The following is a 26,786-nucleotide window of genomic DNA, read 5'->3' as shown; positions in this document are numbered from 1 at the left end:
CGAGCTCCGGTAGAATATCGAATCTCGATGGCTGCTTAGTCTTTTTAATACTGTCTACTTGACAGGGATAAGACCACCCCTTAATAAATAAGGGGTTGGTCTTTTGGGAATTCTCTATAATCTCTTAATATATTCCTTTAAAATATATCAATTACTCATAATATTTATCATATTCCACTGCATATTTAGTTTTTAATTGTTCTATTAACTTCTCATTAAATGAAATTATATCAAGTACATCCTGATTTATATATAATAAATAATTGTCATTATAAAATGAGATATATGCTGATGGATGCCCTTGTGATACATTTTGACAGTATTTATATACATCCTGATAATTTAAATTTTTTATAGATGCAAAAATTGTTGAACTTGTAAAATTATCGTTTTTTATTAATGTTTCTTTCCAATTTCTAATTTTAGTAAATTTACCTAAGCCTGTTTTTTCATGAATTCTTTTACCATTTATAATATATCCACAGATAAAGGAAGAATTTATTTTTTCGTTTTGATTGAATAAATTATCCAAGATATTTTTTAATAATCGAGTGTTATTATTCACAAATAAATCCATATCGAATCTAATTCTATGATTCGAAGTTACTTGAAAAAAGGGAGTTTCTTCAGTATTTGTAAAATCTACTTTGAATTTATCCATAATTAGTTATTAATCTCCGATTCTTCTTAATTCTAAATCATAAGTTCCAGATCTAGTTTTCTTATTTCCAAGAGCTTTTACTGAATCAGCACCTTTAAAAGCTCCACCATTGTGGCCATCTTTGTCTCTAGTTATATATTTAGGTTTTCCTTTTTTGTTAAAATATACTCTTGCACCATGAGAGTAAAATTTTGTTTCTGCGTATCCCAATCTGCTTGCAACTACTTTAGCAAGAGGTTCAGAGTTTTTCATTAGAGTTCTAATAGCAGTTGGTCCATATTTTTTTATAGCTGCTTTTAGACCACTTTTAACTATGAATGCAACAAGAACAGGAACCAAAGGAAGAGCAGATGCCGTTATTTCTTGTGTATCAATAGAATATTGCTCACCAGTTTCTTGATCCACAAAAATGGCTTTTAAATCTTCACCTTCTACATCAGTCACAAGAATTGAAAAATTCTTCTCTATTTCATTTCCATTCTCATCATTTAGTAATGCTTTAGCACTCATTTCACTTGTTTCAATATTATATTCCAATGTACTTTGCATTTGTACTTGATTAGTATCTAATACTGATTCAAAAGTGTCTACATTATCAACAACATTTTCAGTTATTTCAATTTGTTCGGATGATTCTATCCCTAAATCTTCCTTTACATCAACTTTAACTTCGGTATCTATTTTACTAGTTTCAGTGTTTTCGGTAACATTTACAATTTCTTTTAATGCAGAATCATTTTCTTGCGCTGCATATACAAACCCTGTAGGAACATATGTAATGAAAAGCGCTGTAATTATACTGAAGATAAAATATTTTTTCATTAAATTCTCCACCTTATTCTTTTATTTGTACTAATCCCATCCCAAATTTTTCTTTCGCACCTAATTTTATTGCTCCAAAGCGTAGATCCTTTTCTATGTCTTTACTCCCATTTTGAAGCAATATAGAAACAATCCCTGTTGTATAAGCTGTTGCATAAGAAGTCCCGCTTTGCATTTCAACCTCTCCATGTATGTTTAATACAGGTACATCTACGCCTGGTGCCACAAAATCCACCTTGCCTTGGCCGGCATAAGCATATAATTTCATATCCTTATCAATAGCAGAAATAGATAATACTTCAGGGTATTTAGCAGGGTAATCAGTAGATAAGCCAATGGTATTTCCTGTAGCAGCAATAATTATTATCCCTTTATTTGATGCATTTCTTATCGCTTCCCTTAACTTAGGGTCATCTTTAGAAAAGCCAAAACTTAAATTGATAATATCAACACCTTGTTCAACACTCCAGTTTATCCCTGATATTATATCCGCTATTTTTCCACTACCCTTTTCATTTAAAACTTGAACATCATACAATTCAACAGCAGGATTAATTCCTACCACATTATTTCTACTTTTTGTAGAAGCAATGATACTTGCAATCATAGTTCCATGATCTAATATAGCCTCTGTCTCAAAAGTATTATTTAGCGCATTATAACTTTTCTTTACCTGGCCTTTAAGTCCCTTTATGTCCTGATTAATCCCACTATCTAAAACAGCTACTTTCACAGTTTTAGAACCCGCAATTTTGATTACATGTTCAGGAAATAACGTACAAACTGCCCAGTTTTTCTGGCAACTTTCCTCTGAGATAACATAATTATTAGATACTTTTTTAGTACATCCAAACATGATAAACAACACTAAAGCGCATACAAATAATAATATTTTCTTTATAAACACCAATCCTTTTTAACGATCCCTTCAAAAAACGTCCCCTTGTAATGAAGAGGATTAATCAACACAAACTTAAAGTTCATATGACCCTTTAAATATTAAAGTCAATTGAATGTAATAAAAAGACTGTTTTTTACCAATGTTTTCTGGTATATTCAATGAGAACAAATACCAATATTTAACTTAGTTTATTATTTATATAATGCGATAAATATATTTTATAAAGATAAAATTACTTACTAACAGAAGCAATACGTAAAGTATAAATCAACATAAAAAAGCAATAATTACCTGTCACGAAAATATGATAGGAGATTATTGCAGTTATTTAAAATAACTTTATTATACATAAAAAGGTTTTTGGACAAAGGTTTATCAAAACTACAATAATTTCTCAAAAATCTCTTTCCGTGCCACAAAAACCTTATCAAAATATAGTTTTTCAGCTTTTTATTACTTATCACTTCAGAAACAATAGCCTTTCCTTATTCATCTCTAATGATTTTAATGTATTCTACTTCTTGAATACCTCCTTCTTCATTAGGATTATCCAATAATATAAAACCAGATATGCCTTCTCTTATAAGGTCATCAATTGCTGCTTCCATAGAGTCTAAATAACTTGTTGTCCATTAACCCATTTTGCCCTTATAGTTAAAAAGGCTAGTTGTCCATAAGTATTTAACTTACCTCACAAAAAATCTTCCTTTTTGATTCTACTAAAACTTAATAACTATGTTTGAAACTGATGATCCTATTAAGAACTTATCGGTCACTCTTTATTTTATATATACTGTTCTTTAGCTTAGGCTTCTTGTGTAACCGTACTTTAGTCCCATTAATGTCCAAGTCAATTTTTTCTTCCTCTAAAGCCTCCATTTTCTCTTTATGTTCTTTTTCAATTTTATCTCTTTCTTCTTTTTTCTTAGTCGCTTTAGGACCAATTACGAACAGAATTAAGAATATACTCACCATGACAACAAAAGTAGTCACTAGTACCTCTCCCCCCTTTGCCAAAACTTCGTACAACAAAATTCTTTTTAATGTCTAAGACTTAATTCAGAAAATTAGAGGAGAACGAGTGCTAGTATAATTACACCGAAAAATAATAGAAATTACCTGCACTATTCCCTCCTTCCCCTAGATAAACATAGATTATAAATGGCGCAACAAGGCAGGTACTATCAATGTCATTACAAATATAAAAATTGAACTATATCTCAAACTCGAACTCCATTTCCCATATTTCGGATGTTCAAATTTCTTATAAAGCATACCTAGTGCTAGAGATATTAAAAACATTAATACAGCTGTCCCTAAAATTATAGAGGTGATTAAACCCACCATATTACTCATAAAAGTTTGAAAATCAAAAGAACGTGTTGTCAACATTAACACCGGTAAAATCCTTATTAGTAGTATGAGAATGAAGGATCCTACTCCAAAATATATAGATCTTTTTTTCCACTTTATATGTTTAAACCATAAAGAAGATCCAAAAACTAATAATGATATTAAGATTACTACAGAAAGAATAAGAAAAATAACATCAAAGAATGCAGGCACACTCGCATGGACTGCACCATCTATTTTATCTCCCCCATCTTTTATTACATCACTGCCGCCATTAAACAAAGAACCAAACCAGTCTACAATCCAATCGGTCATCCAGGAAATATCGAATGGTAATTCTTCATTATTTGATTGTGCAGGAGCAGCTGAGTTATACACCTCCAAATTATCCTCCCCCTTAATTGAAATTAAGCCCTTTACTTTAAGTATATAAATTTCTGTTACCAAAACTAAGAAAATATTAAATCCTAAATGATTAAATAGAAGCTTCATTTGATACATATGTATACTCCCATTATGATAATTATCCGATGCATTTACTTTTCGATTATGGAATAAATAAAAAAATACCCCTTCAATTGTGATATACATAATAATTGGATAGGTAATTCATTACACATTCTTTTTTCAATTATCTATATAATTGTGAGCAGAATGAAAAATATCAAAAAATTGATTAAGAAAAAGCACTGCCAAAATCTTCAGCAATGCTTTTCGATTAAACGTACCATGATAATGAGCATCTACCTTCTTTTATTCATGAGTACTGTAGGTTCATATATATTTACTTTAATTTCAAGATACGTTCTATTTCCTCCACACTCAACTTACTTGCTTTTGCAATAGTTTCAAGTGGTACAACAATTTCATGCATTCCTCGAATCATTTGCATCTTACCTTGCTCAATACCTTTTTCCATGTCCTCTTGTTCTGCATGCGCCCGCTTAGCCTGTTCATCTAGAAGTAATTTCTCTAGAGCTTCATATGCTGTTCAGAAAGAAGAATCGTGGCTCATATTTTCCCATTTATTTATTGCCTTTTGTAAAATTCAATCTTGATTCATCGCAATCTCCTCCAACGTTTGAGTTAAATGTTCATCTTCATGTGCTGTGTGATTTGAACCATAACTTTGCCGTTTGGGCAAGGTTATGGTTCTTTTTGTTTTTAGAAAAACATTATAGGGAATAACTAATTTCTTAAAATGATGGGTATGTATGATGATGACCCCTAATTATTATTCAGTTATTTATTTAATTTGAATAACTTTTTTGTTGTCTTATTTCAGCGTCCATATTAGTCGGCACATAAAGACCTGGATTTATCTCTTTATCTATGTACCTTAAATTCTTATAATCTTTCACCAGTGTTATCTGTAACATAGGTTTATCGACCAAGTCGGTGTACGCGACAGGAATTGCCTGCTCAATCGTACGCACTTGCCCTTCCTTGTCGAGATACTCTATTTTCATACGATACACAGATTGAAGGTTGTTATAGTTCTCCCATATCATTTGAATGTCTGGCATCACAGTTACCGGATTTACATTATGTAATACCTCAAGATTTTCATAACTCTTTACTTCATAGAACACACGCGTATGTTCTTCATAATGCTGTAAAACCCATTTCTCCTCATTATCAATAAGAAACATCCTAATAAACACCCAAATAATTAGGCACACAATCACAAACAGAACCCGCCTTAAAGTACTTTTTCTCGCTACCTTTATATCTCGTATTTCTTCCATCAACCCTTCACCTCTTTTACGTTGTTCCCCATATATTTTACCACTTCCCTGTAAGGTGCCACATTGCTATCAAGCTAACAAAATAAAAATTCCCTAAAATAAAAAATACCCAACTAAAATTCAGTTAATTTGGTTAATAAAAATAAATGATAGGATCAAGTTCTTTATCAGAATTTGGTCTTTTTTGATTTTAAAGGTTGGAGATGGACTTCTAATATCTTAATCCTTGAGGCGAGCTTATAGGTTAATAAAAGATTTATGGCAATGTTATGCTTCAAATGTAACAAGAATGTTCTCTAAAAACTAAGCTTTATGGAAATATTATGTTTCAAATTGTGGCGGACTTATGATTCAAATTACATGCTGGTAATAATAACATCCAACAAACAAATGGATTTTCCCAAGGGTTTACTTTTTCTTCACGCCATTCAAAAACACAAAATATTTAAGTGTCTATTAATAATAAAATGCACCTTAAAGAATAGAATTTTTTCGAGTATCTATTCTTTAAGGTACATTTTAGACTCTCTTTCCTTTTTGCAGCTTGCCGTCTTCGCGCAGTCTTTTTTTTATCACTTCACACAATCACAAACTTTATCCCCACTTTAAATAAACTAATGTAGCAAGGATAAGAAGTACTGCCCACATATATATTGCCCCTCCAGACTTTTCACTAGCTCCACCATCTATAACCGTTAGACTTACACCACCCTTTGTTTTCGTTACCGATTTTTGACCCAAATGATAATCTCTTGAAACGACAGTAGCCTTTGAAGGATTTCTTTTAAAATACCCATCGCTTAACCCCATTTCACTTGGTGATAACTTATTTTGTATAACTAATTCATACTGTTCCTCACTTACTTTACAATGCTCTGCCTCTTCACGATATCCTCTAGCCAAACAATAATCGATTGAATATTCTCTTGCATCCCTCTCAACGTCACAATTTAAATATTCTCGCGCGGAGCTGTAATTTGTATTAAAGTATAAATCCGGAAAATATATATACTGATAGGCATGCCTCATCTCATGAGAAAGAATCGAGATTAAATAATAGTGATCGACTATATCGACATGATTCTTGTTAGCATGATAAAAGCCTCCAAAACCACCTTCTAATGCATAACCCCTCGGATATATTTTAACCGTTGGATAAACCTTTAAATTTCTCGCAATAATATCATAATTTTTATATAGCGTCTTTATAGTAAAAGAATCCAATTGACCTACAATTTGAATTTTCAAATGCCCATTACCTGTATTATTGAGACCATTTAAATTGTTAAATTTGAAACTTATATTATATTTTTGTAATTCAATGAATCGATTTGACACGTTAACTAACCTCTCTTTATAAATAGAAGCAATCAAAAACATATAGTTTTAATTACGTTCAAAGAATCTAATTACACATATTTCATCTGTATAAAATTATATAGCAATATATCCTCTACCAAATTATACCACTCCTCATTACAAGGAAGTTTAAAAATAACGTCTCTAAAGTATATAGTACAGCTTTTATGTAGAAAAACCCCGAAACTCTTAAAGAGTACTGTTGTTTTCAATTGTTGTTTGCATCTATGTATCTTTAAATTTCTCTTAGCGCTTCTTCCGCTGAATCGTACCAATTTTCGAACGGATTCACTGGCGAATGCTTTTTTTCATCAACAACACCATATTCTTGAAGAATATCGATAGCATTGTGTTTTCCTGCTAGTAGAGTTTTATTCATATGTATATTACCATACGTACGAGATTCCTCATTACCAACATATAACTTAACAACTGAAATATCAATCACCAATCTTCTTAACCACTTCACACTGCTTCATCATTACCATCCTTTATACATATATTTATGCAATTTCCCATTCAAAAAAAGCTGATTTTACCCAGTAATATATATTTCCAGAGCTAAATTTAATGTAAAAATAATCAACATTAAAATATAATAGGCCCGTTGAAAGGATGGTAGAGATTCCTAACATAACAAAACTTCTCACGATTTTCACCTCAATTTCAAAAAATTAGATTTTTAATACAATTACACATAAAAATGGAGGACATTAAAACTTGTGTGGTATCCCATCGCTATCAAGTTAACAATACATTCTTCCTCAAAACGAAAATCACAACTAATTACACATTTCGGAGCTACTTCAGTATCTTAGATTGATTGATATGCGACATTACCTATAAGAGACCTGATACTCCAACACATTCACAGTTTAATAACTCGAATAAATGGAGTTCCCACCATTGATATGTATATCCAAATAAATTAAAATACAGATTATAAAGGGAGGAATTGTTATGAAAAAAGTTATGGCAACAGTTTTAGGTTTGTTAATTGTAGCAAGTGGGTGCAGCTCAAAAGTGTATGATGAGCAAGTTGATTCAGGTAAAAAGGCAATAGAAAAAGGTGAATATGCAGATGCTATTAACTCTTTCGAAAATGCTGCAAAAGATAAATCAACAGACGCAATTCAGAAATACATTCGATTAGCAAATGATATGAAAGACAGCGCTACTGCATTAAAAGAAGAAAAATACGAAGTGGCAATTGCAAATGCTGAAAAAGTTACGAAAGAAAAAACGGATGATAAAATAGTCAAATCTGCAAAAGAACAAGCGGATAAAATCATCAAAACTGCTAAGAGTTCTCAAGAACAAAAAGAATCAACAAAGAAAGAAATTCAATCGGGGAAAGATTTATTAAACCAACAAAAATATGATGAAGCCTATCAAGCTTTCAAAACAATAGCTGATAGAAAAGAATCACCACAACTTGTAAGTGAAGCAACAACATTAATGAATGAAGCGATTACAGCGAAGAAACAACATGAAGATGAACAGGAAAAGGTAAGAAAAGAGAAAGCAGAAAAAGAACAAGCTGCGCAAGAAAAGAAAAAAGCGGAACAAGAACAACAAAAAACAAAAGAAGAAACTAAGAAACAACAAGACACAGTCGCAGATACAGGTGAAATAACTGAACACGAAGCTGAAGACCTTGTACGACGACAATTTAATTTCTCATCAGATATAGTAGTACAATATAATAACGACGATGAGAATGGTAATTTTGTTATCCAAGTGTATGAAGATCATCCCGACCATACGGCTACATTAGGATGGTTTGCTGTAAATCCAAAGACAAAAAAAGTTACTAAAATACAATTATAAAATTGAACAAAAAGAAACATTCGAATAAAGGACTTCTATTACTTTACAGTAAAATAGAGGTCTTTTTCATTACAATGTGAATATTGTCAACTCATGTGCTCCCTCTCCCTTTTTATTGTCCCTGCTTCCTCTTGGTCTTGATTTAGGTATATGTCCTGGAAAAAGGAGTTTTGCCTATCTATACAAATTTTATAATGAAGCTTATCAAAACGCTCAATTTTTAAAAGGAACTAGAAATACAAATATCGGAAAATCAATGAACAGACTGCAAATCCAGATGTGTCTTGATAAATCAACTGGTAGAATTATATCAGCATTTCTAATCTACTAATAGAAGGATAAACACCTACGAAATATATCTCTAAATTTTGTAAAGAATGTTTTGATATATTACTGATTAGCTTACCTGAAGAAATTTCTTTAGTTAGGGATTTGCCAACCTTTCTTGTTTACTATCAATCAATTTTAAAAAAATTCTTCTTTTAGGGGCTACTTTTAAATTTTAAGTTGATGGGCATGTGGCGGACCCCTACTAATATTCTTGCTTTTAAATCATCTTCAGTATATTATATTCATATGGTAATATAGGAATTATGGTATACAGAAAGGGATTAAATTTATTTGTAAGATTTAAATCTTTTTCAAAGATAAAAAAAATTCATCAAAACGTAATATAACTGATGCTTGTCTTTTTAAGATGTATCTAATAAAAACACATTTTTTATCAATACAATTGTGTTTTCAATATAAATGGAAAATTTTTAATAGACGTTTATTGACTTTCAATAATAAGAGCTAGAGTTCTAAAACATAGAGAAATAAAGCACTATACATAGCACCTGACAAACTTGAGAGGTTTTGTATGTATTTTGCTCATCACAGATAACAGCAAAAGAGTCTTACCTATCTGGGCAAGACTCTACTAGTTTAGTTAGATAATATTTACATAGCAATTAAGAAACTAAAAACATATAACACCAAGTAGCAGAACCCTAATATTCCTCCTACAGCTAATACCTGTCTAGCCAAACTTTTAATTTTCAGATTACTGTAAATCACTTGTACTCTTTCCATATTTCCTCCTATTAGGGAAAGCCCTTAAAGACTCACACCTCGCTATGGTACCATTAAAGAATGACTAATAGGACCTAATTTTTGTCCAAACGTATAAATATGCAATATTGCATACAAAAATGTATTGTTATAAATGTAAGCGCTTACTATAATAAGGTTATAAAGATTCACACATCTTAATACAAAAACAGAGGAGAGAATAATATGGAAATCGCAATGGCAGTTTTAAAATTTATTGGTGGAGCAATCCCACTAATTCAAGAACTTTTAAAAGCATTTATGTAATTTCATTATTTAGCAATTCTTTATAAATATTATCATACAAATGATCTGTATATCAAAAATGAATTGATTTACAGATCATTTGCGTGAGTAAAGTCCCTTTAACATGATTGAGGGGATTTTTTAAATTTTTAAACACTTACGGCTACGTCACATCAAAATCAAGTTAGCAAAACAAAATAAAAATTTGCCACCCATTCCTAAGAAGTAACTCATTCATTTCTTCTTCGAATAGCTTTTTACATTGAAAATAGACCTCGTAAATTACAAAGTCTTTTTTCTTCTATATAAATTTATAACTTTCATATTAGTATTAGTTAAATTCCCCCACCAAGCTCTGTATTAGCTGGTGCCCCTCCTATATGCCCATCCGATCCTAACTTCGGTGCAGGGAAATGTCCATGTGCATAACTCGGAGACCATCCCTCTCCATGAGTATAAGTTGGTGCTCCGCCATGATTTCCATGTGCATATGCAGGCGCTCCTCCTCCATCCCCTTCTGAAGCAGCTTGAACAATTCCTCCACCATTTCCATGAGTAAAACCAAAAAGTCCAAATCCTAAAACAGATAAACCTACGACTGCTGTACCGATTTTTCTTTTCATAATCGCTCTCCTCTATGTGTATTTCATGTTAATTGAAATGAACATATTATGGATATCAGTCATGATGAAAATTCGACTCATTTCATTACCATATATTTATACTTCTATGTATTTTTTTGTAAAACCTTCTTGAAATCTGAAAGAAATGGTATTTTTGTAATTTTTCAAATGTAGTAACAAATTATCCTCTTCACAATTTAGGCTTTGTCGTCTAGCCATATTCACCACTTCGCGGTAATCCCTAAATATTTATTGTTTATATTATTTTATTGTTATATAATATTTCCTGTCTTTACTTATATGCGATTAAGATATATCGGAATTAGAAAAAGGGGTCTTTCGGGATTCCTTTTTTCTATAAATATTGAAATTCTCTAAATCTCGATGTATTATAATTTTGTATTTTCTCAGTTCCCAAACCGAGAATACATCATCACTTCTGAAAGGGCCCGAACTCCAGCGGGTTCTTTCTTTTATTCCTCTTCTTGTAAATCTATTTATTTAAATGTAAAATTATAAATAAGTTCTAGCATTTTGAATCGAGGTGAAAATCATGAGAAGTTTTGGTTCATTAATAATCTCTACTGTCTGTTCAGTACTTCTTATAATTTGGAATGCCTATTCCTTCTATAACGGATTCACAACAGGGCGCACATACTACTGGATTAATGGTATCGCAGCTGTTATATTCCTTCTATTCTTTATTCTCAACATGCGCGATTTTAAAAAGAAAAACTACAGAACCTCATAACAATAGGAGTTGATACATATGTGGGAAAGATTTAAAAACTATAAATATTCCTCAAAAGAATTAAAGTTCATGCTTTGGTTATTTGGTATTACTTGTTTTGTACACTCGGTCGCTTTCTTTGGCGGACTATTTTCTTCCGAGTTTCTTTGGTTTAAAGGCCTTTGTGCGATTGCAGCATTACTAGCTTTTATGGATGTTAAGCGAAAAATCAATAAGTATAAGATAGCAATGTGAAAAGGAACCACTACAGGTTCTTTTTTTCTGTTCAAAATGAGAACGCTCTCCATATTTTCTCGTTATAAATAATGATATGATAATTTCATGTCACCAATCAACCCAGCAACATTGCCGATCTCAACAAATAACACAAAAGCCACGACACTCACGCACCATGGCTAAATATATAAATGTAATTAGTCTTTTCGTCCTTTTTGCGGATTCTTACCGTCCATGCCAGTTCTCCGGTAACGTTTTAATAAAAGGGGCTATGTTGACTGTTTATCAACGCATAGATACATTATCCCCACACTACTTTTCTTTCAAAGAACTGTATAGATATAGTGTAATATCGATTCTGTTTTGAGAAATCCCTGGAAACATCCCTTTTTTTATCGAAAAAAAAGACCTGCATTTATGCAGGTCAAATATAAATTAGGGCCTTTACTTAGATAAAATTACTGACAAGATTTCATACTACTTATACTTGTGGAGACGGGAATCTTGCAGCTTCAAAATGCGTACTATTTTCTACATTTGAAATAACTCCAGCTACGCTACTTTGTGCAAAAACCTCAACTATATCCCCTGCATTCAATTGAATTATCGATGAAACAGCTACAACATTAGCAAAGTTTATTGGGAATGAACGCAATTGTTCCAATAACAGAGTAAACACCTCTTGTCTTTGGTATAAAAATGGATGTTGCAGGGTTATATTCATTTGCTAAATCAAATTGTTCATTTTGGAATAAAACTTTAACAAATGTATTTGCTGGCAAGTTCTGATTAACTGTACTCACAGCTCTAAAAGCAGATGCTCTTACAAGATTATATCCGTTATCATCAGAACAACAATTCACTTTTACATTAAACCAAGGCTTTTCCTCATGTTTTTTATCACATTTGTCATAACTCTTACTGCTTTTATGACAATCATGATATTTCTTTTTGGAATCCTTACAATAATCATCGTAGTAATAAGACATACTAGATTCCTCCTTTAAATTTATTACTACATACTATGTAAGATAGATTAGATAAGTTTGGACAAGCTGTTACTATTTTTAATAGAATTACAAATCTCAGCATAATGGCAGAACACAACTAAAGTAAGCAACTTGAAAGCAATGCTCAGGAGTATAATAACAGTCTTTCTGACATTTTCATTATCTGTATTTTTAGCCATTATTTTGTTTGTGGGATGTGGATTAAGTTAAAAAGAAAACCTTTAGGTACCCCTGAATAAAACTCAATATTCCGTCAATAATACAGACAACCCAATTCGAACCATATTCCATGATTGGAGCAGTTAGCTTTTACTAACTGCTCTTTTTTTGTAAAAAACGAACACAATTAACTGCACGCACATATCATATTCAGTGTTCCTTTCTTTATAAAATAGTCTTTACAAAATGAATCTCGTCACGAGAGCACTTTATTAAGTGCTCTTTTTTGTTTTTAAACTAACACAAAATGAAATTTTTACCACATAGCTAATTGTTAAATATTTTACGCTTATACATTATAATGGAATAGTTATTGTATATTGGCATTAAGAGGAGCGTCCCGATTAAGCGCTTCTCTTTTTTTATACAGTAGGGTTTTGGTTAACATTCACTTATCGCCCGTCAAATATCTACAGATTTGAAACTTTATAGAAAAAACCTTCACTTCCAATTTGATTATATTAACATATTAAATAAAGGGTGTGATAAATTAATGGAACAACTTGAATTTAGTGCTTTAGAACAACCACTATTTTTGTTAGCACTTCAATTAATTGCATTTGTATTGATCATTTGTATCGTATACGTAATCTTATACAACACCATATTAAAATTAAATACGCCTAAATGGACTGCCCATGCGGTAGCTACGGTATTTTCCCTCGGTAGTGCCTATCAATCTTTTATGAATTTCATTTAAAAACATTTTTCTTTATTTCTCCCTTTTGTAGAGGAATCTATCCTTTACCGTGCAAAAACGTCAGGCAACTTAATTGGTTGCCTGACGTTTTTGCCGTTATTTATTTTCAAATAACTATTTTGTTAAGTTTTGCTCCATCCATTTTTTATACGTCTTTCCGCTAAGCATATTTGTCCAGAAAACCCTATATTATTGAACAGAATTATCGACTCTCAACTTACAATTTTTCACTTTCAATAATGTAACCATCTATAATAGAACCATCTATAATAGAACTATACTTTTTCAAGGGAGGAATCTAATGTATATATCAAATAGGATTGGCTTATTAAGCTGGATTGCAACTAAATAAGGATTTTATTTAAATTTCATAAAACTTCTCTTTACACAAATAAGTTCAAAATTATCTATTTAGCATATATAATACTTTTAAGCAGTTTAAATTCTATACATAGGTAATGGAGGCATTAAAATGGGGAGTATCCCAAATTCACTACCACAACAATCAATCTCAAAAATACAAATTAATCCTAACAAGAATCCACAAACGAATAAAAAGCTAAGACGTCGCCTTTTATTAGCACTTGCTTTTATGCTACCTATGGTTATTTCCATTCAAATCTCCATTTATAAGCAAGAACAAATGATTCAAGAAAAACAAATTACACTAAATAAAGAAAAGAAAAGATTGTCTGAATTAGAAATCATAGGACGTTATTATGAAAACGATATTAAAACTTTAACAGAGAGCGAAGAAGGTATTTTAAAGTTCGCAAGGAAATTGTATGGATTCTCTAAACCTGATGAAACTATATTTCAAATAACTGAATAGCTTTTCAAGATATAAACGATTGTCATTAATCATGAAGTGATTTAATGACAATCGTTTTTTATCATTTTAGCCAATTCATCTCCCACATACTCACTGGGTTGTGACCCTTCACGCTCCTTGAGGAAGGAGTCTTCTTGGCTAAAATGATAAAAAATACATACAATAAGTACCCTATACATCATATTTTATTAAATCTTGTTAAAACAAAAAGGGATGTCCTAGTAACATATCTATGACATCCCTTTATTTTTACTCATCTTAAAACATAACTTGTCTAAATTTCAAGATTCTATATATCTCTAACAATTAAACAATTATTAGAGATATCTTCTACCTAAAACATCGTATTATTATTAGCTGCCTCATTTGGAATCTCTTGAATTACATCCCAATGTTCAACAATCTTTCCATCCTTTATACGAAAAATATCGACTATAGCAACTCCCTTATCTTGAGAATTAGTACGAGAATGTACATGAAGGGCAACTGTATCTCCTTCAGCTACTACACGTTTAATCTCTGCATAGGAATTTGGATTTTTTACAAAGTCCTCCTTAAAGAAATCCATGAAGGCTTTTCGTCCATCAGCAACAAAAGGATTATGTTGCTTATAATCTTCACTTACATATTTAGGGATAATATCGATATTATGTTTGTTAAAAACTTCATTATAGAAATCAGCTACCATCTTTTTATTCTTTTCTTTTTCTGTCACATTATCTTTCGATACCGATGCAGCATTCTCACTCTTTATTGAATGGCCTTTGGTATTACCAGTTGAAGCTTGAAATATCAAAGTCGACACAATTCCTAAAATAAACACAGAAATAATTATTACTATTAAATTTTTCTCTACTTTCATATATACCTACTTCTTCTAATTTTATAATTCATCTTCGTTAACACGCTTAATAAAGGAAAAATCTTTCCCAGAATGTGATGTAAGAGATATTGTTAGGAAAACCCATTTATCCTAACAATACTCCTTGTACGAGGCATGTTAGAAACTAGTAACCCTAACTTAATACCTCATTAACAGTTGCACTGTCCACAATTTGAATAAAATTCTTAACCTTATCGTTCTCATCAAACTCATAAAGATGACAAAAATCTGCTACAAATGATTTCCCTGTTACTTTATATGTTCCATTGTATTTTCCATAAACGATAACAGTATTATTATTAAATGCATAAATTTCATCTTTAGCGCTATAGTTATCCCATTCCATGCCAAGGCGTTCATGTACGTTTTTCACTACTTCATCTGGACCTATATAAGTACCTGCATATTGAAACCCAGCAGCTTCTGTCCAAGATACATTTTCACTTAAATACGTTTTGAAAGCATCCATTTTCCCCTCGCCAGTTAACACATACGTTTCATGTAATAGTTTTTGATATTTATTCATAGCATTAACCCCATGGCATTTCTTTTGTTACAACTTTTGCACTTAATTCTAATACACCTTTATTTGCATAGCCTGGATATGCTGCATCAAGTTTTGCTACAAAATCTTTTGAAGTTTTACTTTCCTCAGAAGCTTGAATTGCAGTTCTTAAATAATCCATAGTTGCAGTAATCGCTTGATTATCTAATGATTTTTCAATTGATCCATGGCTCGGTACAATTACGTCAGCATTTAAAGCCTGTAACACTTTCAAGTTCTCAATCCATGCCTCCATTGCTGCTTTTGAGCTAGTATCCGCTAAGAATACATGTATTTCATTAAATACATCAATACCACCAATTAATACTTTTAGCTCTTTATTAAATAAGCTAGTTCTGTAATGATCTAAGCCTACTAGTTCAAATGTTAACCCCTGAAAATCAATCGTTTTTTCTTTAAACACTTGAGGTAATACTACGTTGCTTGGTGCGTTTTCTCCTAGGGCACCTTTCCAAACTTTTAATTTACCTAAGACAGAATGAACAATATGTTCAACAGTAGACTCTGTAGCATACGCTATAGCTTCTGGGTAAGCAGCCTTAATACTTTCTAATCCAAAGTAGTAATCAGGATCCCCATGAATAATAAAGATTTTATCTAAAGATAAGTCGTTTTTTTTCAGATACTCAACAATTTCTTTCGAATCAGATTGAGTAAATTTTGAGTTTATTAAAAATGCATGTCCCGCTTTCTCAACTAAGGTTGCAGTGACCATAAAACTTTTTTCGTCCGAACTAAACACCGTCAATTTCACATCTTTTTGATTTGTATCGATTGTTTTAAACATAGAATGTTATTCTCCTTTTGTTAAAGTTATTTACTAGTTAACATATTTTTATCTTGTTCCGACAGAAGCTCCCTCTTCAATTTACCTGAAAGTGTGATAGCACCAGCAAATAGGCGAGAGATGAATGTCGGTTGGCGTAAGCTAACATGTTTGCTACTATAGTCAATAGAAAAATTAAAATTGGACTCTTTTTAAAAATAAGTTGAAACTATGACTGTTATAAAAAGGTTTAAGTCCATCCACTTCTAGCCTTTTTTAAAACGTTAAATGCTATATACTTTAACTTAAAATTTTTTAATATAAATTTTTAAAACGTGCTTCGATTTTATCCGGCGTCATTACCCCGCCACCAATAGGAATTATTTGATTATCCTTTTGTAAAAGTAATGAAGGATAACTATTAACACCAAGCTGTCGCACTTTATTGAAATCGTTTTGGACATCTATTATTGTTTCTTGAGCGTTTAAACGTTCTAGTACTTGTTCAGGGTCCAAACCATGCTCGATTGCAATCTTACGATATGTTTCAGGATCACTCAGACTTTGGCCCTCATAATAAAACGCTTTTTGCATAGCCGAAGTGAATTCTAACAAACGGTCTGGTGCTGATGAGCGTAAAGCTGAAAAGCCAATTGCAGCATCTTTCGAATTCATTTTAAAAGTCCCTTCTTCCACCAATTTTTGATATGAAGGACCAAATTCTGCACCTGTAAGTTGATTAATTCTTTTATTCCCCTCTTCTATATATGAGAAATTTTTTATTGGTAAATCATCTAAAAATAATCCTCCACATAAAACTGTTATCGGCACTTCAGTGTGGTTTTTGTAAAATCCTTTAATACTTTCTGAAAAGCCATAGCACCATCCGCAATATGCGTCCCATACGTAAATAAGGTTATCTTGTTTTGTCTCCATTTAAATCTCCTACCTTTATTTTTATTATCTAGCTCAGCTAACTTTTTGGTTTATATAAGTACATCTTTTTATACCTTGTTCTTTTTGGGATACCTTACTATATTCCCCAAAAACTAATATTTCCAAAGAAAGATTAACCAAGGTTTTTAACAAAAGATTACGTTGCACATTATTGCCCCGTATCAGAAAATACTAAAGTTGGGATTATGCATTAATTTGAATGCATTAGTAACTTTCTACACCGGGGGGCAACGTGTGGACCATCATCCTTAATTAAATATATAAATCATATTTTTGTTTTAAGCAGATATTAGTTGTAACCAATTCAATTACAACCTTACGTAACCATATTAGTTACAACTATAGTGGAAGTCAATTCTTTTTTAACAAAAACAATAAATTTCTACCCTAACGCTTTTAGAATTCTATTATTAAAAACTGGCTTCTTGTTCTTAAATTTGTTAAAAAGCTTAGTAATTCCCTAAAAACATCACTAGTAAATATGGAACAAAAAATTCAAGATAATTTACAATACAAATAATATAAGTACCTCTTTCATGACTTACCGACAGAGTACCAGTTCTAGTACATAGTTTTTTTCAAAGCATTACTTTTACTATTTGAGGATTTATGCTTTTCTTAGCTTGATTGCAGCGTGGGGATTTCCTTATTCAATGTATATGGATACCTATAAAAATACAAAAGCAAAAAAAAGAGAGTCGTTATTTACTCTCTTAAACGCTCTACGACTTTTGGCTATTTTTTTCTTCTATTTATAAATTAAATGTTAGTTTTACAAAACATTCAAAATGTTAAACTTACAAAAGCCATTAATATCATGTGCAAATGCTGATATCAATGGCTTTTGGTATAGATATGTAGTAATCATTCTTTTAAATTATTAAAAGGCATAAGCTCAGTTTTACTTTTTACCAGTATTATGCTCTTACATTTATCTTTCTTGTCCATCTTTTTGATTGGCTTGGAACTCCATTTTTAGCGTAATACTATCCCCTTGGAACACGTTTTGATCTGTTCCGTTGTCTTCAAATATAAACTTTATCCAAAACCAATCCATTTTCCCAGGTTTTAATCCTCCTGTTTCAGTCCACTTAGAATGAAATACTTTTTTGGAGGCAATCTCTGGGCTTTGTGATTTTAGTTCTGCAAGAGTTGTCTCGTATACAGGGCTTTTTGCAGGATCCCAATCCCAAAGAAATTGTACTTTAATATGTTTACCTAAATCTTCTGTAGTGTTATTTTGCTTTAAATCGTTTACAGTATAGTCTATTTTCATCATGATATCTTTAATATCTAATGTACCACTATTTTTTAAATTGAATTTCTTTAATATTTTGTCCCCAGGTTTTAAATTTTCTAAGTTAAGTGAAGTAGTTGGCTGCATAGCTAAATCCAATGTACCTGCAGCAAATGAATTATTTGTCACCACTTGATTGCTAAAATATGCATATGTTCCCCCACCAATTAAAGATAAACCCAGAGCGGCTGAAACCACTCCAACACCTAATTTCTTTTTCAATGACATTTTTTGTTCCTCCCATATCATTTTTATAATCTTTCTCCCTAATCAACCGAAAAGGTCCCCTTAATACAGATATACCATTAATTGTCAAAAAAATATATTAAAAATAGTAAATTCCTTATTGAGAAAATTATGTTATTATCTATCTTCTGTAAATGAAACGTCCCAAAACTAGAAAAATTGGATTTATAATGATCAAAACCTATGCCAAAAACGAATTAATATTAACTGCCTTTATAATTAGAATTATTTATTTCTTCAGGAGTATTCTAACACTTCAAAAGGTACGTATACCTTTTGATCTTTTCTAATAATGTTTTCTTTACATCTACTATTGAATAATACCCCGAAGTTCCGTCAAAACTATAAATAACCAAGTCTTCAATTCTCCTGGAGCTGAGCAGTTAGTTTATTCTAACTGCTCTTTTTCTTTTTATCGTCTCCTTTCCATTGCACCTCCATATGTTTGTATAGAAATATCTCCTTTTAAATTGTCAATGGTGCCTCTTTCAATTCCTAATGCACATCTTAAAAAGAGCACTTTACAAAAGTGCTCTTTTTATTTTGCCAGCCACTGACCCTATAATGAAGTAAGATTTTAACTTATGAATAATTTATAGAATCCTTTCCGATAATACGAATAGATTGGTAACAGCCAATCTGTATCCATAATGAATCTCTAATTTTCTTGAATTTCCCCTGAGGCAAGGTAGCTATTTTTTAGCTACCTTCTTGTATGAACTGCAAATATATGCACATACTATTAACGGAATGCTTGAATAATTGTCATTGAAAATGTTCAGCACTTCCGCTCCTTAGGAGAGCAGTCTACGCAGCTGTTCTCCTTTTTATTTTCTTTTTTTAAATATAAATGGAGAAATATGTTTCAATAATTCTTCATTGAATAAATTTAGAGCTATCACTCATGCCTTCAGTTGAACACCCCGATGACTGAACTAAGATAAGTTATGGATGAAGCGCCCGTGCCATCGCATCAAAATAATTCTGACTGGCACGCTGACTCACTTCGGCTTCAGGCACAAGTACTTCAAAGCAATGGAAGCAGCCGGGATAGAGATGAAATTCAACATCTACTCCTGCTTGTGCAAGTCGTGTTACATAATCAATGATTTCATCTCGGAATAAATCGAGTTGACCTACACATGTATAAGTTGGCGGTAGTCCTACTAAGTTGTCTGCTCTCGAAGGTACGGCATAGGGAGATGGTTCGTTAGTATCGTTCTTCTTTCCCAAGTACATATTCCAAGCCGTTAAATTGTTTGATCTATTCCATGTTGCGTTGTCTTCTATAATCTCATAGCTTGATGGTGTTATGTTGTGGCTATCAAGCATCGGATACAGCGGCATCTGAAAAATAATAGATGGACCTCCTTTATCACGAGCCATTAACGCAAGCGCTGCTGTTAGTCCACCGCCTCCACTTGCACCGGCGATCGCAACTCGATTCACATCAATTCCAAGCGAGTCTGCCTCATTTGTCATCCAAACCAATCCTGCATAACAATCTTCAATAGCCGCTGGATAAGGATGTTCGGGCGCAAGTCGATAATCGACAGACACAACAACGCATTCAGCAGTCTGAACAAAGCGTTCACACAAAACATCGTCCATATCAGGGTGGCCCATTACGTATCCACCACCGTGAATCCACAGCATAGCTGGAAGTTTATCAAGATTGTTCTCAACGGGTTCGTAAATTTTAACTAACATCTCGCCAGCAGCGCCAGGAATCATTCGCTTGGTCATGTGTACAAGCTCTGATTTTTCCAAATGTGGATTCGACAAGAGACTTCGACTCGCCTCTAAATCCCCCTCTAATTGAAAGCCTGGAAATTGTGAGAAAGCCTGTTTTAATTCTGGTAATACTCGACTGTCAATTTTCATATAAATTCCTCCAGTTAAATAATGAGACTTGATGCAATCCTTATGGAATAATTAACGGAATAGATGTGTCTCCTGTTCTCCTTCAGCTTCCCATTTGGCAATTTCCTCTCTTACACGAGGGGCAACTTCTGTTCCAAGCAATTCTATGGCACGCATGACTTGATCATGTGGCATGGTACTTAATGGTACATACATCATAAAGCGTGTAATCCCTACATGCTTACGAAGATGGATGATTTTTTCGGCGACTGTATCTGGATCACCAACATACAATGCCCCTTCAAAACTTCGTGCAGCATCAAAGCTGGAACGATCATAATAAGGCCAACCCCGCTCTTTACCAAGTTTATTCATGCCTGCCTGAGTGGAAGGGAAAAATGTATTTGCTGCCAATTCCGTATTCTCTCCAACAAATCCAATCGAATGAGACCCCACCTGAAGTTTTGATACATCATGACCAGCGTGAGCCGCCGCTTTCTTATATAGTTGTACAATTCGTGCAAAGTGCATTGGGCTACCACCAATAATCGCCAGCATAAGTGGTAATCCCAGAAAGCCGGCACGGATAGCAGATTCCTGATTCCCACCGCTACCAACCCATATCGGTAAAGGTTGTTGAACAGGTCTTGGATACACACCTAAATTATTGATTGCCGGTCGATGTCTGCCTTCCCAAGTCACTTTTTCGGACTGACGTATTTTGAGCAGTAGGTCCAAATGTTCTTCAAACAGTTCATCATAGTCCTTCAATTCATAACCAAACAGTGGAAAAGATTCGATAAAGGAACCACGCCCCGCCATAATCTCTGCACGTCCATTTGAAATGCCATCCAGTGTAGAGAAATCCTGAAAAACACGCACAGGATCAGCTGAAGAAAGCACGGTTACTGCACTCGCAAGCCGTATCTTTTTCGTTTGTGGTGCCGCCGCTGATAGAACCATCGCTGGAGAGGATGCTGCATAATCCTTCCTATGGTGCTCACCAACACCAAACACATCAAGTCCTACTTGATCAGCAAGAACGATTTCTTCAACAACTTCACGCAATCGCTGTGCGTGACTTATCACTTCACCACTATGTACATCTGGTTTCGTTTCTACAAAAGACGTAATCCCTATTTCCATTTGTCATCTCTCCTAGTCCAATTAGATTTTAAGTCAAAAAAATTAATCATTTCCTTTATAGTAGTAACGTGTTTCTCATATTGGCTAACACACGTTTATTTCATGAAATCTTAACTCGTCTGGTCATAGCCCAAAAAAGAAGAGCGAAAGCACTGACAGAGGCTCCGAGTAAGGAAACCCCTCCCCAGCCAAAGTGTGCGTATATTTGAGTCGAAGCAATTGAACCACCAGCACTGCCGATAGAATAAAACACCATATATCCAGCAGTAAGTCGACTCCGTGCTTCTGTATGCAATGGAAGGATCATGGTTTGATTCGTGACATGTATTGCCTGTACGGCCAAATCAAGTAGAACTATCCCTATCACTAATGCGATTAATGACTGCTCTATATAACTGATGAACAACCATGAAATCAATAATAGAGCTAAAGCAATACCTGTCGTTCGTTGTCCGTAACCTTGATCAGCCCATTTCCCTGCCCGTGCCGCAGCTAAGGCTCCAGCCACACCTACAAGACCGAATGCGCCAATTGCACTATGAGATAGAGCAATTGGCGGTGTACTAAGTGGCAGTACTAGTGAAGTCCACAAAATGCTGAAATCAGCAAAAATCAGCATGGCTAGAACGGAGCGAACACGTAATGTTCGTTCTTGAATAAATAAAGTAAGCACCGATCTAATCAACTCAGGGTAGGATAGCGATTTTACCTCGCGCTTAACATTGGGCAACATCTTTATAAACATAAAAACCATCAAAAGCATGAGCGCAGCAGAAAATAGATATACAGAACGCCATCCCGCAACATCTGTTAATATACCAGCAAAAGTGCGTGCGAGAAGTATGCCAATAACTATCCCACTTGTTACAATTCCAACGACACGTCCTCTTTCTGTAGGGGAAGCGATGGTCGCTGCAAACGCCACGAGAGTCTGTGTCACAACTGCAAGCAGACCCACCAAAGCCATACCTGCGAAAAGTACCATGCTGGAGGAAGCAGTACCAACTATAACCAGAGCTGTTGTAGATAATAGCATCTGACCGACAATTAGACATCGCTGGTTTAGCAAATCTCCAAGCGGTACGAGTAGCAGTAAGCCCACTCCATAAAAAATTTGTGTAACGGTAATAACAACACCAATAATGGAATGGTTAATACTAAACTCATTAGATAGTTGATCAAGCAACGGCTGTGCAAAGTAAATATTGGCAACAGACATTCCACAGGCAGTCGCAAACAATAATGCCAAAGCGTGAGACATGGATGGCTGTTGATTCAAATTAGGTTTTGTTATGGAAGATTTATGACTTATCTTAGTGTAGAGTGGATCATCTTCTATATCTGTCTCTGTTTTAAACATACCTTAACCTCCAATCACATTAGATCTTCAATCATAACATACCGTTCAGTACAATATGATTACTGGTAAATATAACTTAGTCTCATTCTTGATGTCAACGATTTTTGCACTAAAGTTTATGTTACATTAAATGAATGGAGCTTGATTTGACATAAATAATGGCTAATTATATAATAATTACATACTGTTTGGTAATGAAAAATAATTGTAATTACCTACACACCTATCCTAAAACAATTAATAAAATCAAAGTTTGAGAAGGAGAATTCTTAATGGCAAGAACTCGTGAATTTGATGAGGATCAAGTTTTAGATGCAGCAATGCAGTTATTTTGGGAGAAGGGATATGAGGCTACCTCATTAAGTGATCTTACTTCTAGAATGGGCATTCAACGCCCTAGTATTTATTCGGCTTTTGGAGATAAGAAAGAATTGTTTGAAGCCGCACTTCGTAGATATACAATGTCTCGGGCATCTGATATACGAAATAGGCTTCAAAGTCACTCCTCTGTAAAAGAGTCATTTTCTATTTTCTTTGCCGATGTCGTCAATGAAGAATATGCGGGGGATCTTAGTAAAGGTTGTTTTTGTATCAATACAATGGTTGAATTAGCACCTCATGATGAGAGATTTGAAATTTTGACCAGAGAACATCAAATGTACCTCGCTGTCATTTTTCAGGAGACGATCGAACGAGGAATCGAATCAGGTGAGCTGGAAGTCAACACGGATGCAAAGTCTTTGGCACAGGCACTGATTGTAGCGTTAATCGGTCTAACGGTTATGATGAAATCTCGCCCCCAACGTTCATTTGTCGACAATGTAATAGCAGCGACGCTCACATTACTTAAGTGACATGATTGTATATGAAAGTACGAAAACTATACCTTTTCACATCTCCATCAAGCTAAGAAATGCAAATACCCCAGAACGAAATTTTGTTACAATTTAGTACAAAATTTCGTTCTGGGGGTACTATAAAATTTTAGCTTGATAGCGATGTGGTAGGACCCCATCGCTATCAAGCTAAGCTTATACAACGTCAATTATAGTAGAGGTTATTTCTTTTTTCTAAAGGGAAAGTGTAGGTGATTGAAAGATTCGCATACGAAATAAACCCTAACGGGTTTCATTTTTTGAATTAAGCCGCTTGATTATCAGACATGGTACAATTGTAAACGACACCTAAAATATCGAAGACTGTTTTCTTCTCATATCTGTGAGATTTTCGCCCGTTTTGATGTAGGAGATTGAACAGGCGAAGTAGAATCTTTGATAGCTCTTGGGTGTCTTTCTGTATAGCTTGGAAAAGAAGTAGAAAATAATCTTTAATCATATATATGGCCTTATACTCACTCAGTTCTCGTTTCTTTTTTATAAGAAGTAATTGTCGCATTTGAAACATGATAGAAGAACAGAGTAGAATGGCAATCAATTGTCCATACAAATGGCACTCCCATCTTTCTGATTTTATCTTTTTACACTGATGAATTTGAAAGAATGATTTCCACGTTTTAAATAAAATTTCAATTTGCCAACGCAAAGAGTACCAATCATGTACTTGTCCCATCGGGACAATATCTGTCGGCGTGTTTGTCATATATACATTGATACCACTGAGTCGTTTACTACGAGAAGAATACTTCATTCCTTTCTTTTTTTCTCTCACAGTTTGATCTTGTAATCGTTTTTGTTGTTGTTCTTTTGTTAGCCGATGAACAATCACACGAGTTGGTACTTTATCAATCATTCCTACATAAGCGTCAGGTATTTCGCATGTTTGTCCCGGTTGAAGTGAGTTCATTAAAACCTCCATATCTATCTGGATATACTCTGTACCTTTCTTGATTCTTCCATCTTGAAAATAATTAGGGCTGGGATTTTTTTGATAAATACGTGTATTTGATTTAATACGAGAGATATAGTAAGCCTTTTCATTTTGTATATGCTGAAGATCTTTCAAGTGAAAATAACCTAAATCACGGATACATAAGTCATTCGCTGTCACAGTTGGGACACACAGAGAACCATAGGTTCGATCATGTTGTTTACCTGGACCTGTATGAATATGTAGGAACTGTCCACTTAATAGGTCATACTCAAGCTGAATCTTCACCCCCGCTGTATGACTGCACCCTCCTGCACCTGGATAAACAGATGAAAATACATCGGGAAGTTGAAATGCAGTTGAATCTAGGATACGAATACGCTTGAAATTAGAAGTGTAAGGAGAAGAGAGCAGCTTGGTTGAAGATAACTTTTGGCTGAGAAGTTCAGCTAACACTTGGTGTAGAAATCGCACGGCTGTGGCATTAAATCGTTGATTCAGTCCTTCAGGACTGATGAGAACCTCTGTTGATACTTCTAAACAGCTACATAACTGAGTTAAAGAGGTTTTAGCAACATTTTGACTCATCCATACACATAGAGCTACTAAATCTTTTGCTTGGTACTTACTGGTTCGTTGTACAAAGCCAACATCTCTAGCAAGATTTCTTAAGAAATCTTGAGATAAGAGGTTTTGAATTTCTTGAGCAAATAGTTGTAATTCATCAGATACAGAAATAGACATATAAAAACGCCACCCTTTCCTATGATGATACAGCAAGGATAGCGTATTTTTTGTTTTATGGATAATAAAAAACTAGATTGAAAGAGATTTGTTTTGATCTCCACCAATTAATCAAAAATAAAATAAAATAATTCTTCAAATTTTTTATCTAGCGCTATACAGAGTACTAATGCTAACTTTGCAGTTGGACAAAATTGTCCTGTTTCAATAGAACTAATTGTTTGCCTAGATACTCCTACCATTTCAGCTAATTCTCCCTGTGATATTTTTTTCTCAGCTCTTGCTACTTTCAAACGATTTTGCAGTACTAATTCATCTTTCAATTATCATCCCTCCAGAAAGAAAACTATGGCACTTGCAATTGTACTCATTATTGCTAAAATGCTTGCAATAAGAAATTTTTGTTCTTTCAACTTTTTAAACTTATAAAAACTTGTACTAGCTATATAACCAGAAAAAATTGAAATTAATTCGTAACTTTTAATACCATGCATCAATTTCCAAGAACCAAAAAATAGGACTAAAACAAGTACAGCTATTAAACCGTAACTAGATGAATCTAATTCTATAAGTTCTTTACGTTCATCTCTCCCCATTTTTTTGTATTTTCTTAATATCTCTTCTTTTTGCATGATTTGTAACCACCCCTTATTAATTATATATTTATTGTACAGTTTTATTATCATTACGACAAGTTAACTTGTCATAATGATAATAAAACTTGTCCTCCAGGTGTAGAGAAATACAATTGGCAAAGATATAGAATTTT

At 33.3% G+C, this 26,786-nt stretch carries 27 protein-coding genes and 4 pseudogenes; 7 read left to right on the top strand and 24 right to left on the bottom strand.

Annotated elements, in window-relative coordinates:
* Positions 1-151: 151 nt before the first annotated feature.
* From JDS82_RS27625 to JDS82_RS27580, 11 genes and pseudogenes are all read right to left on the bottom strand, one after another.
* Entirely contained in the window at positions 152-661 is a 510-nt protein-coding gene (locus JDS82_RS27625; protein WP_184121835.1) for a hypothetical protein, read from the bottom strand.
* A 9-nt stretch (positions 662-670) separates the two neighbouring features.
* Entirely contained in the window at positions 671-1,483 is an 813-nt protein-coding gene (locus JDS82_RS27620) for an SAR2788 family putative toxin (protein WP_199714262.1), read from the bottom strand.
* Positions 1,484-1,496: 13 nt separating this feature from the next.
* Positions 1,497-2,339, bottom strand: a complete 843-nt coding sequence (locus tag JDS82_RS27615) for a S8 family serine peptidase (protein ID WP_206773541.1) — start codon at positions 2,337-2,339, stop codon at positions 1,497-1,499.
* 530 nt (positions 2,340-2,869) lie between these two features.
* Entirely contained in the window at positions 2,870-2,992 is a 123-nt protein-coding gene (locus tag JDS82_RS30115; protein ID WP_257142614.1) for a hypothetical protein, read from the bottom strand.
* A gap of 157 nt (positions 2,993-3,149) precedes the next feature.
* Positions 3,150-3,377 carry a hypothetical protein gene (locus JDS82_RS27605; protein ID WP_061682414.1) on the bottom strand — a complete coding sequence of 76 codons (228 nt, stop codon included), beginning with the start codon at positions 3,375-3,377 and terminating at the stop codon, positions 3,150-3,152.
* Positions 3,378-3,539: 162 nt separating this feature from the next.
* Positions 3,540-4,139, bottom strand: coding sequence for a hypothetical protein (locus tag JDS82_RS27600; protein WP_179866405.1), 600 nt, complete (start codon positions 4,137-4,139; stop codon positions 3,540-3,542).
* Positions 4,140-4,521: 382 nt separating this feature from the next.
* Positions 4,522-4,845, bottom strand: a pseudogene (locus tag JDS82_RS27595) (nuclease/transposase family protein); the annotation flags it as partial.
* Between the two features lie 142 nt (positions 4,846-4,987).
* Positions 4,988-5,425 carry a hypothetical protein gene (locus JDS82_RS27590; protein ID WP_199714260.1) on the bottom strand — a complete coding sequence of 146 codons (438 nt, stop codon included), beginning with the start codon at positions 5,423-5,425 and terminating at the stop codon, positions 4,988-4,990.
* A gap of 391 nt (positions 5,426-5,816) precedes the next feature.
* Positions 5,817-5,921, bottom strand: a pseudogene (locus tag JDS82_RS30455) (Rpn family recombination-promoting nuclease/putative transposase); the annotation flags it as partial.
* A 158-nt stretch (positions 5,922-6,079) separates the two neighbouring features.
* The gene (locus JDS82_RS27585) at positions 6,080-6,823 is read right to left on the bottom strand and encodes a hypothetical protein (protein WP_098058668.1); all 744 of its coding nucleotides are present in this window, start codon (positions 6,821-6,823) and stop codon (positions 6,080-6,082) included.
* Between the two features lie 256 nt (positions 6,824-7,079).
* Entirely contained in the window at positions 7,080-7,313 is a 234-nt protein-coding gene (locus JDS82_RS27580) for a hypothetical protein (protein WP_242474943.1), read from the bottom strand.
* 491 nt (positions 7,314-7,804) lie between these two features.
* Here JDS82_RS27580 and JDS82_RS27575 point away from each other — a divergent pair, with 491 nt between their 5' ends.
* Positions 7,805-8,674, top strand: coding sequence for a hypothetical protein (locus JDS82_RS27575; protein WP_098058666.1), 870 nt, complete (start codon positions 7,805-7,807; stop codon positions 8,672-8,674).
* A 1,173-nt stretch (positions 8,675-9,847) separates the two neighbouring features.
* A pseudogene (locus JDS82_RS29950) lies at positions 9,848-10,033 on the top strand (hypothetical protein).
* Positions 10,034-10,347: 314 nt separating this feature from the next.
* On the opposite strand, the gene JDS82_RS27570 reads toward JDS82_RS29950, so the two are convergent.
* The gene (locus JDS82_RS27570) at positions 10,348-10,635 is read right to left on the bottom strand and encodes a hypothetical protein (RefSeq protein WP_199714259.1); all 288 of its coding nucleotides are present in this window, start codon (positions 10,633-10,635) and stop codon (positions 10,348-10,350) included.
* 553 nt (positions 10,636-11,188) lie between these two features.
* Between JDS82_RS27570 and JDS82_RS29945 the strand changes: the two genes are divergently transcribed.
* Together JDS82_RS29945 and JDS82_RS27565 are read left to right on the top strand one after the other, a co-directional pair.
* On the top strand, positions 11,189-11,386 hold the full coding sequence (locus tag JDS82_RS29945; protein ID WP_074651290.1) for a hypothetical protein: 198 nt from the start codon (positions 11,189-11,191) through the stop codon (positions 11,384-11,386).
* An 18-nt stretch (positions 11,387-11,404) separates the two neighbouring features.
* A complete protein-coding gene (locus JDS82_RS27565; protein WP_071716451.1) occupies positions 11,405-11,620 on the top strand; it encodes a hypothetical protein in 216 nt (71 codons plus the stop codon).
* A 463-nt stretch (positions 11,621-12,083) separates the two neighbouring features.
* Here the strand turns inward: JDS82_RS27565 and JDS82_RS27560 are convergent.
* Positions 12,084-12,591, bottom strand: a pseudogene (locus JDS82_RS27560) (ABC transporter permease).
* A 733-nt stretch (positions 12,592-13,324) separates the two neighbouring features.
* Between JDS82_RS27560 and JDS82_RS27555 the strand changes: the two are divergent.
* Positions 13,325-13,531 carry a hypothetical protein gene (locus JDS82_RS27555; protein ID WP_199714258.1) on the top strand — a complete coding sequence of 69 codons (207 nt, stop codon included), beginning with the start codon at positions 13,325-13,327 and terminating at the stop codon, positions 13,529-13,531.
* 472 nt (positions 13,532-14,003) lie between these two features.
* Positions 14,004-14,363, top strand: coding sequence for an FtsB family cell division protein (locus tag JDS82_RS27550; RefSeq protein ID WP_199714257.1), 360 nt, complete (start codon positions 14,004-14,006; stop codon positions 14,361-14,363).
* A 334-nt stretch (positions 14,364-14,697) separates the two neighbouring features.
* Here the strand turns inward: JDS82_RS27550 and JDS82_RS27545 are convergent, their stop codons facing one another.
* The 8 genes from JDS82_RS27545 to JDS82_RS27510 form a co-directional block, all read right to left on the bottom strand.
* Positions 14,698-15,225: a nuclear transport factor 2 family protein gene (locus tag JDS82_RS27545; RefSeq protein ID WP_199714256.1), complete on the bottom strand. Its 528-nt coding sequence runs from the start codon at positions 15,223-15,225 to the stop codon at positions 14,698-14,700.
* Between the two features lie 154 nt (positions 15,226-15,379).
* Entirely contained in the window at positions 15,380-15,772 is a 393-nt protein-coding gene (locus JDS82_RS27540; RefSeq protein WP_199714255.1) for a nuclear transport factor 2 family protein, read from the bottom strand.
* 4 nt (positions 15,773-15,776) lie between these two features.
* Positions 15,777-16,598: an MBL fold metallo-hydrolase gene (locus tag JDS82_RS27535; protein ID WP_064472550.1), complete on the bottom strand. Its 822-nt coding sequence runs from the start codon at positions 16,596-16,598 to the stop codon at positions 15,777-15,779.
* Between the two features lie 294 nt (positions 16,599-16,892).
* Positions 16,893-17,513, bottom strand: a complete 621-nt coding sequence (locus JDS82_RS27530; RefSeq protein WP_199714254.1) for a DsbA family protein — start codon at positions 17,511-17,513, stop codon at positions 16,893-16,895.
* A gap of 952 nt (positions 17,514-18,465) precedes the next feature.
* On the bottom strand, positions 18,466-19,059 hold the full coding sequence (locus JDS82_RS27525; protein ID WP_199714253.1) for a TasA family protein: 594 nt from the start codon (positions 19,057-19,059) through the stop codon (positions 18,466-18,468).
* Positions 19,060-20,022: 963 nt separating this feature from the next.
* Positions 20,023-20,961: an alpha/beta hydrolase gene (locus tag JDS82_RS27520; protein WP_064472547.1), complete on the bottom strand. Its 939-nt coding sequence runs from the start codon at positions 20,959-20,961 to the stop codon at positions 20,023-20,025.
* Positions 20,962-21,012: 51 nt separating this feature from the next.
* A complete protein-coding gene (locus JDS82_RS27515; protein ID WP_199714252.1) occupies positions 21,013-22,086 on the bottom strand; it encodes an LLM class flavin-dependent oxidoreductase in 1,074 nt (357 codons plus the stop codon).
* Between the two features lie 100 nt (positions 22,087-22,186).
* Positions 22,187-23,446, bottom strand: coding sequence for an MFS transporter (locus JDS82_RS27510; protein ID WP_064470987.1), 1,260 nt, complete (start codon positions 23,444-23,446; stop codon positions 22,187-22,189).
* A gap of 272 nt (positions 23,447-23,718) precedes the next feature.
* Between JDS82_RS27510 and JDS82_RS27505 the strand changes: the two genes are divergently transcribed.
* Complete coding sequence (locus JDS82_RS27505; protein WP_064470988.1) at positions 23,719-24,300, top strand: TetR/AcrR family transcriptional regulator; 582 nt, start codon at positions 23,719-23,721, stop codon at positions 24,298-24,300.
* Positions 24,301-24,586: 286 nt separating this feature from the next.
* On the opposite strand, the gene JDS82_RS27500 is transcribed toward JDS82_RS27505, so the two are convergent.
* From JDS82_RS27500 to JDS82_RS27490, 3 genes are all read right to left on the bottom strand, one after another.
* The gene (locus tag JDS82_RS27500) at positions 24,587-26,017 is read right to left on the bottom strand and encodes an IS4 family transposase (RefSeq protein WP_199714251.1); all 1,431 of its coding nucleotides are present in this window, start codon (positions 26,015-26,017) and stop codon (positions 24,587-24,589) included.
* 107 nt (positions 26,018-26,124) lie between these two features.
* Positions 26,125-26,340 (bottom strand): helix-turn-helix transcriptional regulator, encoded by a 216-nt coding sequence (locus JDS82_RS27495; RefSeq protein ID WP_199714250.1) that lies wholly within the window; start codon positions 26,338-26,340, stop codon positions 26,125-26,127.
* A gap of 3 nt (positions 26,341-26,343) precedes the next feature.
* A complete protein-coding gene (locus JDS82_RS27490) occupies positions 26,344-26,649 on the bottom strand; it encodes a DUF6442 family protein (protein WP_060489046.1) in 306 nt (101 codons plus the stop codon).
* Positions 26,650-26,786: the final 137 nt, after the last annotated feature.

This window comes from Bacillus cereus group sp. N14, assembly GCF_016483555.1.
GTDB classification, from domain to species: Bacteria; Bacillota; Bacilli; order Bacillales; family Bacillaceae_G; genus Bacillus_A; species Bacillus_A wiedmannii.
The sequence above is the reverse complement of the archived record's forward strand: the minus strand, read 5'-3'. Positions and strand labels throughout refer to the sequence as shown.